The sequence below is a fragment of the Geomesophilobacter sediminis genome, assembly GCF_016458275.1.
Classification (GTDB): Bacteria; Desulfobacterota; Desulfuromonadia; order Geobacterales; family Geobacteraceae; genus Geomesophilobacter; species Geomesophilobacter sediminis.
On record NZ_JAEMHM010000003.1, the window covers coordinates 141,390 to 155,121 of the forward strand.

Annotated in this window: 12 protein-coding genes; 10 read left to right on the forward strand and 2 right to left on the reverse strand. The window is 61.7% G+C overall.

Annotated features, from left to right (window positions below; translation table 11 throughout):
- Nucleotides 1-40 precede the first annotated feature (40 nt).
- From JFN93_RS04035 to JFN93_RS04060, 6 genes are all read left to right on the forward strand, one after another.
- Nucleotides 41-433, forward strand: a complete 393-nt coding sequence (locus JFN93_RS04035) for a hypothetical protein (protein ID WP_199382713.1) — start codon at nt 41-43, stop codon at nt 431-433.
- Nucleotides 426-1,742, forward strand: coding sequence for a 23S rRNA (uracil(1939)-C(5))-methyltransferase RlmD (rlmD, locus tag JFN93_RS04040; protein ID WP_199382714.1), 1,317 nt, complete (start codon nt 426-428; stop codon nt 1,740-1,742). Before JFN93_RS04035 ends, rlmD begins: the two co-directional genes overlap by 8 nt.
- 70 nt (nt 1,743-1,812) lie before the next feature.
- On the forward strand, nt 1,813-2,841 hold the full coding sequence (locus JFN93_RS04045; RefSeq protein WP_199382715.1) for a tetratricopeptide repeat protein: 1,029 nt from the start codon (nt 1,813-1,815) through the stop codon (nt 2,839-2,841).
- 26 nt (nt 2,842-2,867) lie between these two features.
- Nucleotides 2,868-3,143, forward strand: a complete 276-nt coding sequence (locus JFN93_RS04050) for an HU family DNA-binding protein (protein WP_199382716.1) — start codon at nt 2,868-2,870, stop codon at nt 3,141-3,143.
- Between the two features lie 76 nt (nt 3,144-3,219).
- Nucleotides 3,220-4,893, forward strand: coding sequence for a Na/Pi cotransporter family protein (locus JFN93_RS04055; protein ID WP_199382717.1), 1,674 nt, complete (start codon nt 3,220-3,222; stop codon nt 4,891-4,893).
- Nucleotides 4,883-5,785 carry a Ppx/GppA phosphatase family protein gene (locus tag JFN93_RS04060; protein WP_199382718.1) on the forward strand — a complete coding sequence of 301 codons (903 nt, stop codon included), beginning with the start codon at nt 4,883-4,885 and terminating at the stop codon, nt 5,783-5,785. The genes JFN93_RS04055 and JFN93_RS04060 overlap by 11 nt, the downstream gene beginning before the upstream one ends.
- Nucleotides 5,786-5,793: 8 nt before the next feature.
- On the opposite strand, the gene JFN93_RS04065 is transcribed toward JFN93_RS04060, so the two are convergent.
- Both JFN93_RS04065 and JFN93_RS04070 read right to left on the reverse strand, forming a co-directional pair.
- Nucleotides 5,794-6,918, reverse strand: a complete 1,125-nt coding sequence (locus JFN93_RS04065) for an SMP-30/gluconolactonase/LRE family protein (RefSeq protein ID WP_199382719.1) — start codon at nt 6,916-6,918, stop codon at nt 5,794-5,796.
- Between the two features lie 61 nt (nt 6,919-6,979).
- Nucleotides 6,980-7,144, reverse strand: a complete 165-nt coding sequence (locus JFN93_RS04070) for a rubredoxin (RefSeq protein WP_328753616.1) — start codon at nt 7,142-7,144, stop codon at nt 6,980-6,982.
- Nucleotides 7,145-7,353: 209 nt separating this feature from the next.
- Between JFN93_RS04070 and JFN93_RS04075 the strand changes: the two genes are divergently transcribed.
- From JFN93_RS04075 to JFN93_RS04090, 4 genes are all read left to right on the forward strand, one after another.
- Complete coding sequence (locus tag JFN93_RS04075; protein WP_199382721.1) at nt 7,354-7,992, forward strand: DUF4136 domain-containing protein; 639 nt, start codon at nt 7,354-7,356, stop codon at nt 7,990-7,992.
- A 73-nt stretch (nt 7,993-8,065) separates the two neighbouring features.
- Nucleotides 8,066-8,638: a DNA-3-methyladenine glycosylase gene (locus tag JFN93_RS04080; RefSeq protein WP_215907678.1), complete on the forward strand. Its 573-nt coding sequence runs from the start codon at nt 8,066-8,068 to the stop codon at nt 8,636-8,638.
- Between the two features lie 138 nt (nt 8,639-8,776).
- Complete coding sequence (locus JFN93_RS04085; protein ID WP_199382722.1) at nt 8,777-11,242, forward strand: PAS domain S-box protein; 2,466 nt, start codon at nt 8,777-8,779, stop codon at nt 11,240-11,242.
- 61 nt (nt 11,243-11,303) lie between these two features.
- Complete coding sequence (locus tag JFN93_RS04090; protein ID WP_199382723.1) at nt 11,304-13,583, forward strand: hybrid sensor histidine kinase/response regulator; 2,280 nt, start codon at nt 11,304-11,306, stop codon at nt 13,581-13,583.
- Nucleotides 13,584-13,732 lie beyond the last annotated feature (149 nt).

The window sequence follows — 13,732 nt, forward strand, 5'->3', positions numbered from 1 at the left end:
ATGTTAAAGATGGACCCTGATTATCCGGGGAGGTTCCCATATGAAAAAGCTGGTCAGGGAGATCCCTCTGGCAAACGGGCTCAGCGTCCGTTTCTATGACACAAGCCACCGCTACTTCGGCGACTATCACAAAGTGCGGGTGGAAATATGCTGTGAAGTGCCGGTGGTTCCGGAACTGTTTCAGGACCAGACTGAGTACCAGCAGGCACTCAAACTGATCGGGCCTTCGGCACGTTACCTGCGGCACGAAGAACACCAAGGGGTGGCCACGGCCGACGTGGAGCGGGTGGTCCAGGGCATCGTCGAGCATTTCGCCGGGCACAGCCTGCGCTACTTCGCCGGGGAGGAGTTCCCGGGCCGCCTGGTCCGTTCCGAACTGGAACGGTTGAAAAAACGGTCCACCTCGTTCGCCGGGCGCCATTCCCATGTCTGATCCGGTAATCGACATCGAGCGGATGTGTTACGGCGGGGCCGGGATCGGACGGATTGAAGGGAAGGCCTGCTTCACGCAGTTCACCGCTCCCGGCGACCGGGCTCGGGTTCGGGTCACCCGGGAAAAGAAGAACTTCGCGGAAGCGGAACTGGTGGAAATTCTCGAGCCGTCCGGCGTCCGGACCGAGCCCCCCTGTCCCTACTTCGGCAGCTGCGGCGGCTGCAACTGGCAGCACCTGGCCTACGCGGAGCAACTGAAGCAAAAACACGAGATTTTTGCCGGTACGGTGGCCCGGATCGGCGGGCTGGAAGGGGTGGAGATCCTCCCCACGCTCGCCTCTCCGATCGAATACCAATACCGCTCCCGCATCCAGCTCAAGCTGGTCGTGCAGCAGGCCGGCGTTCAGTTCGGATTTTTCCGGGGCGGCACCCACGAGGTGATTGACATCCCGGCTGGCTGCCGGATCGCGGACTCGGTGCTCAACCGGATCCTCAATGAATTTCGGCCCGTGCTGCCCCGATTCGCGGCAAAAGAGCGGATCCCGCAGATCGACCTTGCGCTGGGCGATGACGGCAGCAGCATCGCGATCCTTCATCTCCAGGGAAGCTGCACGCCGGAGCTTCTGGAACGCATCAGCGCGCTGCGCACGGAACTCCCTTCGGTGTCGGGCCTTTTCCTCCGGGAGTCGGGGCGCGGGAACCTGGTGCGGGTCTTCGGAGTGGAGCGGCTGAGCTACCGGATTCCGGAAGGGCTGTTCCCCGGCGGACGCGCCCTGGCGCTTTCCTTCGGCAGGGGTGGGTTCTCGCAGGTGAACCTTCGGCAAAACCTCAACCTGATCCGGACCGTGGCTGAGTGGTGCGAGTGTTCCGGTCGCGAGCGGGTGCTGGATCTCTACTGCGGCAACGGCAACCTCTCCCTCCCCATCGCCTCGATGGTGCAGGAAGTCATCGGCGTGGAGGGGTTCGCACCCTCGGTAGCCGATGCCCGGACCAACGCCTCCGAAAACGGGATTGCCAACGCTACTTACCTGGCCGAGGATGCGGCCAAGGCCCTGCGCCGCATGAAAGCGGCGGGTGAGCGGTTCGACGTGGCCATCCTCGACCCGCCCCGGACCGGAGCGCAGGAGGTAAGCCTTCTGGCCGAGCTTGGGCCGAGACGGATCATCTACGTCTCGTGCGATCCGCCTACCCTGGCGCGGGACCTGGCGGCGCTGGTAGCAAAAGGGTACCGGGCCCTAAAAGCACTTCCGGTTGACATGTTCCCCCAGACCTATCATCTGGAGAGCGTCACCCTCTTGGCAAAGTCCTGACGGACCTGTAACGTGATCGGCAGCAATCAACGGAACCGGCGCCTAACGCCGGTGTGAAATGGGAGCATTCATGGTATTCAGCAGGTTCTTCAAAAAAGATCACCGTCACTACATGGCCCAAGGGGAGAAATATCTCCAGGCGGAGCGCTATGCCGACGCCCGTGCGGCATTTTCCGAAGCCGCCGAGCGGGTCGGTGCCGATGCGGCCGAAGACGCCCGCAGTATCAAGGAGCGCCTGGGTTTTGCCTGCGACCGCCTGGCCGAGCTCAACCTGCACGAGGGGAGCCGCTCGCTGACCGCCGGTGACATCATGAAGGCCCAGGAGCACTTCCAGCTCGCCATCAACTTTGCCGTCGACACGCAAGTCCGTGAGGCCGCGCAGAAGGCGCTTCGCGAGGCGGCCGTTGCCAAGCCAGCCCAACCGGCGAAAAAGGCCGAGGCGGCCGGGCATTCCTGCGCCTCCAGCTGCAGCTCCTGCGGCCCGGGTCACCACGACGCTCCCGAAGAGATTCCGGAGCCGGACCTGGATGACGAAGACCGCTTCCATATCATGGTCGGTCCGCTGCCGGGGGACCTTCCCGAACGGTACGCAGCGATGGGGAAAGAGTTCGCCAAGGCCTACCTCGCCATCCACGACGGCGACGATGCCACCGCGCTTCCGATTTTGGAGAAAATGCGCTTATCTGGTGAAAATGACATTGTAATGTACGAACTAGCTCTTATAATGTACAGGTCTCGGCGTGGTAGTGAATCTCATTATCTTGTCGAGCAGGCCCTTCGCATTAATCCGACGAACCCGCTCTGTCATTTGGCGCGGGTCCAGATGGCGATCGACGGGGGGAATTTCCACCTTGCAGTCGGTCATCTCAAGAAGATGCGGGAGCTGGACGTCCTGGCAGACCAGGCGCTGATCATGCTGGGGGATCTGTACATCGGATCCGGTGACCGGCAGACCGCCATGGAATATCTGTCGCAGGCCCTGGATATCCAAACCGTGGCCAAGGCGGCGGCCGAAAAACTGGTGCCCTTGCTGTCCGAAGCGGGGCGCACCCAAGAAGCGCAATATCTGGTAAAACGCTACCTGAAGTGTTCTCATTAACACGTAGGTCTTGGAGGGGGTGCACCATGAACAAATCTGAGCTTATTGAGTCCCTGGCAGCGAGAAAAGCGCTTTCGTTCAAGAAAGCCGAGGAAATTGTCAACGCCGTCTTCGGTTCGATGACCGACGCCCTGCTTTCCGGCGACCGGATCGAAATCCGTGGCTTCGGCAGTTTCGTCGTCAAGGAATACGAAGCCTACACCGGCAGGAACCCGAAGACCGGGGAATCGATTGCCGTGCGGGCGAAGAAGCTCCCCTTCTTCAAGGTAGGGAAGGAACTCAAGGAGAAAGTATCCGGATAGGAACTAACCTCTGCGTCGGGGCCCGGGGTCTTACCCTCCAGTCTCCCCCTGGCCCTGACCTTCTCCGGTCCTAACAATGTCCGCCACCTCCTGGTCCTATATTACGGAAGCCCTGGGCGGCCTCGCGCTGTTCATCCTCGGCATGCGTACCATGTCCGAGGGGCTGCAAAAGGTTGCCGGCGAACGTCTGCGACGGCTTTTGGAAAAGGGGACCCGGAACCGCCTGGCCGCGCCTTTGGTCGGCAGTTGCCTCGCCTCGCTCCTTCAGTCCGGAAGCGCCGCGTCCGTGCTCGTCGTCGGTTTCGTCAACGCCGGGCTCCTCTCCCTGTATCAAGCCCTCGGTGTCCTCCTCGGTACCGGAATCGGTACCACCATCGTCATCCAGTTCATCGCCTTCCGGATCTCGACGCTGGCGCTTCCCGCCATCACGCTCGGGGTCGCCCTCAGCATCTTCTCCGGCAAACGCAAAGTGGCCAACCTGGGCGGTCTGCTCCTCGGGGCCGGTCTGGTCTTTTTCGGCCTCGCGCTCATGGAACAGGCCTGCCTGCCGCTTTCCGAAACCGCGTTGTTCGCCGCGCTGCGCCAGGAGTTTTTCCCGATCCGCCTGATCGCCGTCTTGTCCGGCGCGCTGCTCACTTTCGTCATCCAGTCGGGGAGCGCGGCGATCGGCGTCGTCATTGCACTCGCCGCGTCGGGACTTCTTTCCTATGAGACCGCCATCGCCATGGTGATTGGGGAGGTGGCCGGCGCGTCGATCATCCCGCTGATCGCTTCCCTCGGGGGAGGGACGACTGCGAAGCGGGCGGTTCTGATCTACTTCGCCCTGAACTTCGTCGCCATCTCCTTGGCGTTGCTCTTCTTTCCCTTTTTCCTGGACGCGGTGCGGGCGGTCTCCCCCTCTGACGTCACCGAGACGGTGCACCCCCTGGGTGGACACCTGCAGGCTTTCAAACCGAACATCGCACGCCACCTGGCCAACGCGCACACGATTTTCAGCGTCTCATACATCGTCGTCTTTCTCCCCCTGATCGGTTTCTTCGCCCGGTCCGCCGAAAACTGGATTCCGGTGCGGCGTTCGGAGAGCGAGGCCCGGCCGCGGTTCATCGACCAGCGGGTGCTGAAGACGCCGACGATTGCGCTGGCCCAGGCCTGGATCGAGGTGGCGCGGATGGGTGAGATCGCCGTCACCATGTTCCAGGACGTCAATTCCCAGTTCGACAGCTTCGATCCCCGCGTCTCCGCCTCCATTCGCGAAAAGGAAGCGGTGCTCGACGTCTTGAACCGGGACATGTCCCAGTTTCTCATCACCTTGTCCCGGGAGCCACTTTCGGTGGAACGGGCGGTGGAAATTCCGACCATGCTCCAACTGGTGAACGATCTCGAGCTTATCGGCGACATGAACACCGCGATCCTGGTCTACCTCGAGCGCAAGAAGGAGGAGCGGCTCTACTTCTCCACCGCCGCCATGGATGAGCTCAAGGCCTTTTCGGCCAAGGTCGGGGAGATGCTCTCCCTGGCGGGACAGGTCCTCTCCGGCGCGGACGAAGGCGCCGAACTCGCCCCTCTCAAACAGGAACTCGCCCTCCTCGAAGAAGAACTGCAGCAATCCCACCTGAAACGACTGAAAAGCGGCAAGTGCAGCATCGTCGCCGGGCTTCTCTACGGCGACATGATCGCGGCCTTCGCCAAGGTAGGCCACTTGTCCGGCACCCTCATCAAACGAAAGCGAGGACTGGTGCGTGAGTCGTAACGTCGCCGCCATCGACCTGGGAACCAACACCGCCCGCCTGCTGATCGCCCAAACCCACCCCTTCCGCCAGATCCTTTTGCAACGGGTCATCACCCGGCTGGGAGGTGGTTTTACCCGGGAGGAGGGGCTATCCGCCGCAGCTCGAGCGCGGGCGCTGGCCGCACTTACCCAGTTTGCCGCCGAGATTCGCGCCGCCGGGGTGGAACGGGTACGGGCTGTCGCCACGAGCGCGGTCCGCGACGCGGCCAACGGGGCGGAATTTTGCCGCAGCGCCCTGGAGGAGACCGGCATCTCTCTTGAGGTGATCGACGGCGACGAGGAGGCGAGGCTGACCCTGCAAGGGGTGATCTCGTCTCTGGACGACGGGGCCGGGGATCTGAGCGTCTTCGATATTGGCGGGGGGAGCACCGAGTACACCCTGGCGCAGGGGGGATCGGTTTTATTTTCGCGCAGCCTGCCGATAGGGGTGGTGCGGCTCACCGAAGGGAAGTCCGGTGTCGTCGCGATGGAGGACAAGATCGGGCGGGAACTGGATCGCTTGAAGCGTGATCTGGAGCGGGAAGGGATGGTCGAGCGGTTCGCGGCAGGAACCCTGATCGGGACCGCCGGGACCGCCACGACGCTCGCGGCGGTCCAGATGCAGATGGAGGACTACGACTACCGCAAGGTGAACAACTTCGTCTTAGGCCTCGCTGAGATCGAGGCGATTTACCGGAGGCTGCTCCCCCTTGCGCCGGCCGAGCGGCTCGAGGTTCCCGGCCTGGAACCGGGTCGGGAGGATCTGATCATCTCGGGCATCCTGATCACCATCATCACCATGCGCCTCTTCGGGTTTACCCGGATGAAGGTGAGTGACTCCGGACTTTTGGAAGGACTGGCCCTGGAGCTATAGTGGCTAGATCAAAACGGCGCGACCCAGACCTTGAACAGCCGGTAGGGAAGGACGGTGCGGTCGATGCCGCCGTTGAACCTCGGGCTCAGGTGAATCTGTGAAGCCGTGAAGTAGAGGTACCTGTCGGGCCCGATGGCGAGGCTGTCGGGCCAAAGGATGCTGGAACTCGCGATGACGGTGCCGCTGCTGCCGTCGGGGCGCCGGTAGTTCACCGCGTTTTCCTCAAGCGAGGTCCAGTACAGCGTCCCGCCGCTTCCCATCTCCATCCCGTCGGTCGGCCTGGTCACCGCCACCTTTTCCACCCGCAGGGCCAGATCCTCCGGCAGTAGGGTCGGGTCGTTCAAGTAATCGGTTCCGATCCGGTACAGGGTTTTCCCGGTCAGCGCATGGTAGTAAAGGTATTTCCCGTCCGGATCCAGGGCGATGCCATCCGCGTTGATCTTCGGCACCTTACCGGCGCCGTCGCGCAGTTCCTTGCCGCCAATCACCGGGACTACGTCCGGTTCCGCCAGCGTCGACCGGTCCCCCGCCAGTACCCGCCTGCTTTCCCCCGTTTCCAGATCCACTACCACCAACGCCCCCATACCGGAATCGGTGAGGTAGGCGACCTCGGTGTCGGGATCGACCCGGACGTCGTTGAGGTAGCTTTGCCGCGGCGCCACCCGATCCGAAAACCGGATTACCTGCTCCACCTGGTCCGTATCCAGGTTCACCCGCAAAAGTTTCGCGCCTCCGGCCACGACTCCGGAAAAGGAGGGGGAGGCGGGATCGAGGATCCAGAGGTTGTCGTCGGCATCCACGTAGACGCTTTGCACGCAGACGAAATGGGAATCGGGCCGGGTGTCGGTTCCCCTGCGGTTCCATTCGGCATCGGGATAGGGACGGAGCGTGCCGTCCGGGAGCAGTTCCGCCACGGAATAACGCGGCTCCTCGCCCCAGCGGGGGAAATTGACGAAAATCCGGCCGGCCGAGGAGACCGCCACCCCGGTCACCTGGTCCTGGAACTGGCCTACCGTCGTGAGCGCCGCGGTCTTCTCGGTTATGACCGGTCCCGTAGTCGGAGGGTAGGTCGCACAGCCGGAAAAGAGGGCCAATGCCGAAAACGCGAGCGCGGTTTTCCCTAGTATTTTCATCACTCTCTTCCTTTCCTACCCCGGAACCCATTCCGCATCAGTTCCCTTCCCCTGCCCTTACTCATAGCGGTTCAAAAAAGCGCTTGGCCGCATTGCATATGGGGCAGGTCCACTCTTCCAACAGGTCCTCGAAACTGATCCCGGGGGGGACTTCATTGGCTGCATCACCTTCGGCAGGGTCATAGATGTGGCTGCATATGCTGCATCTCCAGCGCTGCATTTCCATCCTCCCTTGCGCATGTTTATCGCGCGGCCCCTCGCCAACCAGAGCCTCTTCCCCAATAGAATTGCGCTAGTTTAACAAAGAGGAAAGTGATGTAAAGAAATGGTGCATAATGGGTCTGAGCGGGTAATTGATCGCTCACCGCGCTCGCATCTACAAAAAAGGTTGGTAGACTCATACCGTTTTAACTTAACGCTACTGGGGGGTGCCTTATGAGGTCCTTTTGGAAGATTTTCTCGGGTTTTCTCTCCCTGATACTCGCCATCTCGCTGCTTAGTTCCTGCGCCTCGACCACTCTGCGCGATACCTGGAGCAACCCTGCCTTCCATGGGTACAAGGTCCACAAGCTGGTGGTCGTCAGCCTCGGCAAGAAGGACCCCAACCGCAGGGTGTACGAGGAGGTCATCGCCGCGGAACTCAACAAGCGCGGTATTGCAGCGGTTACCGGCCACAACCTGCTTCCTGCCGAGGAAAGGTTGGACTGGCCGACCTTGGAGGGGGCACTCAAGCGCGCTTCGGCCGATTCGGTCCTCACCGTACAGACGGTCCGGGTCGAGCAGCAGACCATCGTCCAGCCCGGCTACACCAGCACCTATCCCGGCTATTGGTATCCCCCCGCGTTCCCATCCTGGAGCCTGTATGGCTACTACGGTGCGTCGATGTATTATGAGCCGCCGTACGTATCCACCTACGACCTGGCGACCATCCAGGTCAACCTCTTCGATATGGGAACCGGGAAGTTGATCTGGGCCGCGACGGCACAGAGCTCCGAACCGGAACGGATCACCGAGGTGAGCAAGGAGTTGGCTGACATCGTGCGCGAACAGCTGGCCAAAGCGGGCCTGCTCTAGCCCTCCTTTCAAAACCGCATCCTTTTCCCGATGGGCGGGCTCCGGCTCGCCCATCGCTTTTTCAGGTGCAGCCATGGGTGCAATCGAGCTCCCTCCCAAACTGCCGCGTTCCTTTTATGACCGGGAGACCATCCTGGTGGCCCGCGAGCTCCTGGGCTGCCTTCTGGTCCGGGTCGACGCGGGTCTGCCGCGCGTCGGCAAAATCGTCGAGGTGGAGGCATACCTCGGGATCGAGGACCGCGCCGCTCACGCCTCCCATGGGCTCACCCCGAGAACCCGGGTGCTCTACGGGGCGCCGGGCCATGCCTACGTCTACCTCATCTACGGCATGCACTGGTGCTTGAACGTGGTCACCGAGCCGGAAGGAAAAGGGTGCGCGGTGTTGATCCGGGCCCTGGAGCCGCTGGCAAACACCGACGGCAAAACCTCGGGACCGGGCCTGGTCTGCCGAGCGTTGCACATCGATAAAGCCTTCCATGGACACGATCTCGAAAGCAGCGACCTTTTCCTCACCGAACCTGTTGAACCGGTCGACCCGGCCGCGATCGTGATACGTCCGCGCATCGGGGTGGATTACGCCGGAGCGTGGGCGGAGAAACCGCTGCGGTTCTACCTCCCGGGCAACCGGTTCGTCTCCCGCAAATAGCCCCTGAACTTCCCGGTTCCCGATCCGTCTTCCTCGATCGCACCTCCCGCGCCAACGTCTCATGAGCAAGGAAAGATTCATTGTTTACTTATATCTACCTCAGCTACTATTAATTGAATCTTAGATATGGAGAAACCTATGGCTTTCCGGGGATCGGAAACGAACGTCAGAAGACGACAGCATACCGGCACCGCCCTAACGGATCCGGTGGACGCAAAGATCATCTTGGCGCTTTCCGACGGGATTATGGTCCTGCGTCTGGACCCGACTGAACCGGCAGTGGTTGCGGTCATCCAGGCAAACCCGGCAGCGCTGCGTCTTCTCGGGGTCGCGGGGCTGCCGTTTGGGCAGGCAGATCTGGCCCCGCCGTTGGCAGTGCTGTTCGACCGAGAGCATGCCGGCCGTTACGCGGACGCCGCCCGAACCGGAAAAGCGGCGCCGGTCGAGACCGTGGTTGCTCCCAGCGGACCGATGAGCCCCCAGTACGCCATGCGGATCCTCCCCCTGGCCGACGATCTGGTTGCGCTCCAGTTTCAGGATATTACCGAGCAGGAACGGGGCGAACGTGCCGTACTGGCGTTACGCAACCTGAGCCAGCAGATGCATTCGACCCTCGATCCCGAACGCTTGCTCGAGATCCTGCTCCGGGAAAGCATGGCGCTGATGGACGCCGAAAGCGGAATCGCCGCTTTCTGCACGGAGGAAGGGATCTCCTGCTTCCGTTTCGTCCACCACGGCAAGGTCGTCCCCGAACGGGAATGCTATTTGGGGGGACGCTTTGTCTGCCGCACCATCCTCTCCGATAATCCCTATCTCGCCAACGACCTGCCGCGGGACCCACGCGCGAACCCGGAAATGCTGCGACGTTTTCAGCTCCACTCCGCACTGGGAACCCCCATCGTGGATGCCGATGCCGGCATAATCGGTTTCCTGGAGGTTCATAACAAGGCGGAGCGGGACTTCACCCATCTGGACGAGGAGCAGCTTGCCGCCGTTGCCCAGACCGCAGTCACGGCCATGAAAAACTCCCTCGACTACCAGGAAATCAGCCGGATCACCCAGCGTCTCAGGGAGACTTCGCAGCGTTACCAGTTTCTCGTGGAGGATCTCGATGCCATCGTCTGGGAAGCCGATCTGGGTACCTGGCAGTTCTCTTTCGTAAGCCGGCAGGCGGAAAAAGTCCTGGGCTACCCTTTGAAGCAATGGCTTACCGAGCCCCATTTTCTGGTCGACCACATGCACCCGGAGGACCGGGACGCCGCAGTCTCCTTCTGCACCACGGCGATCCAAAAGGGAGTGGACCATCAACTGCTGTTCCGGGTGACCGCTGCCGACGGCAGGATCGTCTGGCTCCAGGAAAACGTGCGGGTGGCCCGCGACCCGGACGGATCCCCCTGCTGTCTGCGCGGCTTATTCCTCGACGTCACCGACCGGATCGCCGTCGAAGATCTTCTGCGCCGAAGCGAGTCCCGCTTCCGGTCCACCTTCGAATCGGCCGGGATCGGCATCGCCCTGATCAGCCCCAAGGGGTACCCCATTCAGACCAACCCTGCCCTGCGTCTGCTCCTCGGGTACGGGGAAGAAGAGCTGACGGGGCGGAGTTTCTTCGAACTGGACCACCCGGATGATCGGGAAGCCGATCTTGCCCTGTTCCGGGAAGTGATGGAAGGGAGGCGGGAGCGCTACCTGCTGGAGAAACGTTTCCTGAACAAGAACGGGCACCTGCTCTGGGCCCGCTTCATAGTTTCTCTGGTCCGCGATGGCGAAGAAGCTCCGGAATACGCGATCGGCATGCTGGAGGACATCACCGAGCGCAAGGCCGCCGAAGAGGAGGTTGCGGTGCTTCTGGCGAAGGTCAGGGAAAATGCGGCTCAACTCGAGCTACGGGTTGCGGAACGAACCTCGCAACTCGAAGAGATGAACCTTGAGCTCAAATCCTTCGCCTATTCGGTCTCGCACGATCTGCGCGCGCCGCTTCGAGCCATTCAGGGGTTTTCCGAGATCCTGCAGGATGAGGCGGGGCTCTCCGCCACCGCGCGGGAGGCGGTGGACCGGATTCTGTCGGCGGCGCGCCGGATGGACGTTCTGATCCAGGATTTGCTTGCCTACAGCCGCATCACCCAGCAGGAGGTCACCTTGAACCCGGTGGACCTGAACCGGGTGGTGGCGGAAGCCGTCAATCAGCTGCGGCTGGAAACCGGGGAGCGGGATATCGTGATCGAGGTGGCGGAAAGTCTGCCCGCGGTGCAGGGGCATCATCCGGTACTGACCCAGGTGGTGCTCAACCTCCTCACCAATGCGGTGAAGTTCGTGGGGCCGGGGGTAACGCCGCGGATCCGGATCTGGGCCGAAACCGAAGGGGATCTGGTGCGCCTCAAGGTGCAAGACAACGGGATCGGCGTCGCGCCCGAGCACCGGGAGCGAATCTTCAACCTGTTTGAACGGCTGTACGGCAACGAGATGTACCCTGGGACCGGTATCGGGCTTGCCATCGTGCGCAAGGGGGTTACCCGGATGGGGGGGCGGATCGGGGTGGAATCCGAGCCGGGGCGGGGGAGCCTTTTCTGGATCGAACTGCCGCGCCCGGCAAGCATACCGGAATGAGAGGGCGGGAAGATACCATCCCGGCGGTCGGTGCCGGAGATGCCAGGGGAGGTAACGGAGTATGAATCGGTCGCTGCGCCTGCTTCTGGTGGACGACAACCCGGACGACCGGCAGCTGGTGGCATCGGAGATGAAGAAAGAGTTTCCGGAGCTCGAGCTGCTCCAGGTGAAAAACCGTGACGAACTGGATCGGGCCCTGGAAGAGGGTCAGTTCGATCTGGTCATCACGGATTATCACCTTTTTTGGTCCGACGGCACGGAGGTTCTGCGTCAGGTGAAAGAGCGCCGGCCGCTCTGCCCGGTGATCATGTTCACCGGGACCGGAAACGAAGAGGTCGCGGTCGAGGCGATGAAGCTAGGACTCGATGACTACATCATCAAGTCCCCGCGCCATTTTCTCCGGTTGCGGGGCGCGGTGCGGTCGGCCTTGGAGCGCAGCCGCCATCAGCAGGCCCTTCGGGACAGCGAGGATCAATTCCGGTTGCTCATCAAGTACTCACCGGTGGCGATGGCGGTAATCGGCGAGGCGGGCACCATCACCTTCCTCAACAACAAATTTCACCGTGTCTTCGGCTACTCCATCGAAGATATCCCGACCCTGGAGCGGTGGTGGGAGGAGGCCTTTCCCGATCCCGCTTATCGCGAGAAGGCCGTTGAGGCATGGAGGGAAACCACCGGGCGATCCGGCAGCGATGGCGAAGAAGAGATCACCTATCGGTTCCGCATCCGGTGCAAGTCCGGCTCGATCCGGATCATCGAGACCTCCGGTGCCAACATCGGGAACCAGTATCTCATCATCCTGAACGACATCACTGACTTGATGGTTGCCGACGATCAGTTGCTGCTCATGGCCGCCATCGTCGAGTCGACCGACGATGCCATCATCTGCAAGGACCTGAACGGGATCGTTACCAGCTGGAACCGCGGCGCGGAGAAGATTTACGGCTACTCCAGCCAGGAGATGATCGGCCAGTCGATCCTGCATATCTTCCCTGAAGGGGAGGACGGGGAGCGCGAACTGCAGGAGATCCTGTACCGCGTGCGGCACGGCATGCACATCGTGCATTACGAGACCAGGAGGAGAAGAAAAGACGGCAAGATGATCGATGTCTCCTTGACCATCTCCCCTATTTTGGATGAGACTGGCGCGGTCACCCGCGCCTCGGTGATTGGAAGCGACATCACCCACCTGGTCAGTCTGGAAGCCCAACTGCGCCAGGCACAAAAGATGGAAGCACTGGGGACCCTCGCCGGCGGGGTTGCCCATGACTTCAACAACATCCTTACCGCGATCATCGGCCATGCAACGCTCCTCGATTTGAAAATCGGCAAGGACAATCCGCTTTCGGCAAACGTCAACCAGATCCTCGAGGCTGCCGCGCGGGCCGCCAGCCTCACCCAGTCCCTGCTTGGATTCAGCCGCAAGCGCCCGATCGAGACCAAGCCGGTCGACCTCAATGCCGTGATCCGCAAGGTGGAGCGGCTCCTGGTGACCCTGCTCAAGGAGAACGTCGATTTCGTGGCCCGGCTCTCCAACGATCCGTTGATCATCCTGGCCGATGCCGGGCAGATCGAGCAGGTGCTGATCAACCTGGCCACCAACGCCCGCGATGCCATCGGGTCGGCCGGCGCGGTCTGGATCAGCACCGACGTAGTCGAGTTGGACGAGCCGTTCGTCAAGGCTCACGGGTACGGCAGGGTAGGGCGGTACGCGCTTCTTTCCTTCAGCGACAACGGGTTGGGGATGGATGCGGCCACCCGGCAGCGGATCTTCGAGCCCTTCTTCACCACCAAGGAAATGGGGAAAGGGACCGGCCTTGGGCTCTCCATCGTCTACAGCATCGTGAAACAGCATGGCGGCTACATAACCTGCTACAGCGAACCGGAACGGGGGACCACCTTCCAGATGTACCTCCCCCTTACCCAATCGGCACTTTTCGAAGAGACCAGAAGGCCGGAGGCGGCGCCGCGCGGCGGCCACGAGACGATCCTGGTCGCTGAAGACGACCTGGCCACGCGCCAACTGGACCGCGAGGTACTGGAAGCTTACGGCTACCGGGTCATCGATGCGGTGGACGGCGACGAGGCGGTGAAGAAGTTCCGGGATTACCGTCAGGAGATCCAGCTGGTATTCCTGGATTCGATCATGCCGAAGAAAAACGGAAAGGAAGCCTACGACGAGATCCGCGCTCTCGACCCAGAGGTCAAGGTGCTCTTCACCAGCGGGTATGCGGCTGACATTTTCAACCAATTGGAAATGCCCGAGTACGAATTTATCCCCAAGCCGATCTTACCCACCGCGCTTTTGAAGAAGATCCGGGAAGTGCTGGACAAAGGATGAATTCCTAGGCGCGACTGATGAACGGGATTTCTTTCTGTGGGAGCTCGATTCTGCTGTGGGAGCGCCATTCCTGGCGCGATCCGCCGCAGGCGGTGATCTCCGTGATCGCCATTTCTATTCGCGCCTGGAAAGGCGCTCCCACAGGGTTG

What these genes read in the sequence shown, in the direction of transcription:
- JFN93_RS04090 (WP_199382723.1), top strand. Translation starts at nt 11,304, where the DNA reads ATGAATCGGTCGCTGCGCCTGCTTCTGGTGGACGACAACCCGGACGAC.
- JFN93_RS04035 (WP_199382713.1), top strand. Translation starts at nt 41, where the DNA reads ATGAAAAAGCTGGTCAGGGAGATCCCTCTGGCAAACGGGCTCAGCGTC.
- JFN93_RS04080 (WP_215907678.1), top strand. Translation starts at nt 8,066, where the DNA reads ATGGGTGCAATCGAGCTCCCTCCCAAACTGCCGCGTTCCTTTTATGAC.
- JFN93_RS04045 (WP_199382715.1), top strand. Translation starts at nt 1,813, where the DNA reads ATGGTATTCAGCAGGTTCTTCAAAAAAGATCACCGTCACTACATGGCC.
- JFN93_RS04085 (WP_199382722.1), top strand. Translation starts at nt 8,777, where the DNA reads ATGGCTTTCCGGGGATCGGAAACGAACGTCAGAAGACGACAGCATACC.
- rlmD (WP_199382714.1), top strand. Translation starts at nt 426, where the DNA reads ATGTCTGATCCGGTAATCGACATCGAGCGGATGTGTTACGGCGGGGCC.
- JFN93_RS04055 (WP_199382717.1), top strand. Translation starts at nt 3,220, where the DNA reads ATGTCCGCCACCTCCTGGTCCTATATTACGGAAGCCCTGGGCGGCCTC.
- JFN93_RS04065 (WP_199382719.1), bottom strand. Translation starts at nt 6,918, where the DNA reads ATGAAAATACTAGGGAAAACCGCGCTCGCGTTTTCGGCATTGGCCCTC.
- JFN93_RS04070 (WP_328753616.1), bottom strand. Translation starts at nt 7,144, where the DNA reads ATGGAAATGCAGCGCTGGAGATGCAGCATATGCAGCCACATCTATGAC.
- JFN93_RS04075 (WP_199382721.1), top strand. Translation starts at nt 7,354, where the DNA reads ATGAGGTCCTTTTGGAAGATTTTCTCGGGTTTTCTCTCCCTGATACTC.
- JFN93_RS04050 (WP_199382716.1), top strand. Translation starts at nt 2,868, where the DNA reads ATGAACAAATCTGAGCTTATTGAGTCCCTGGCAGCGAGAAAAGCGCTT.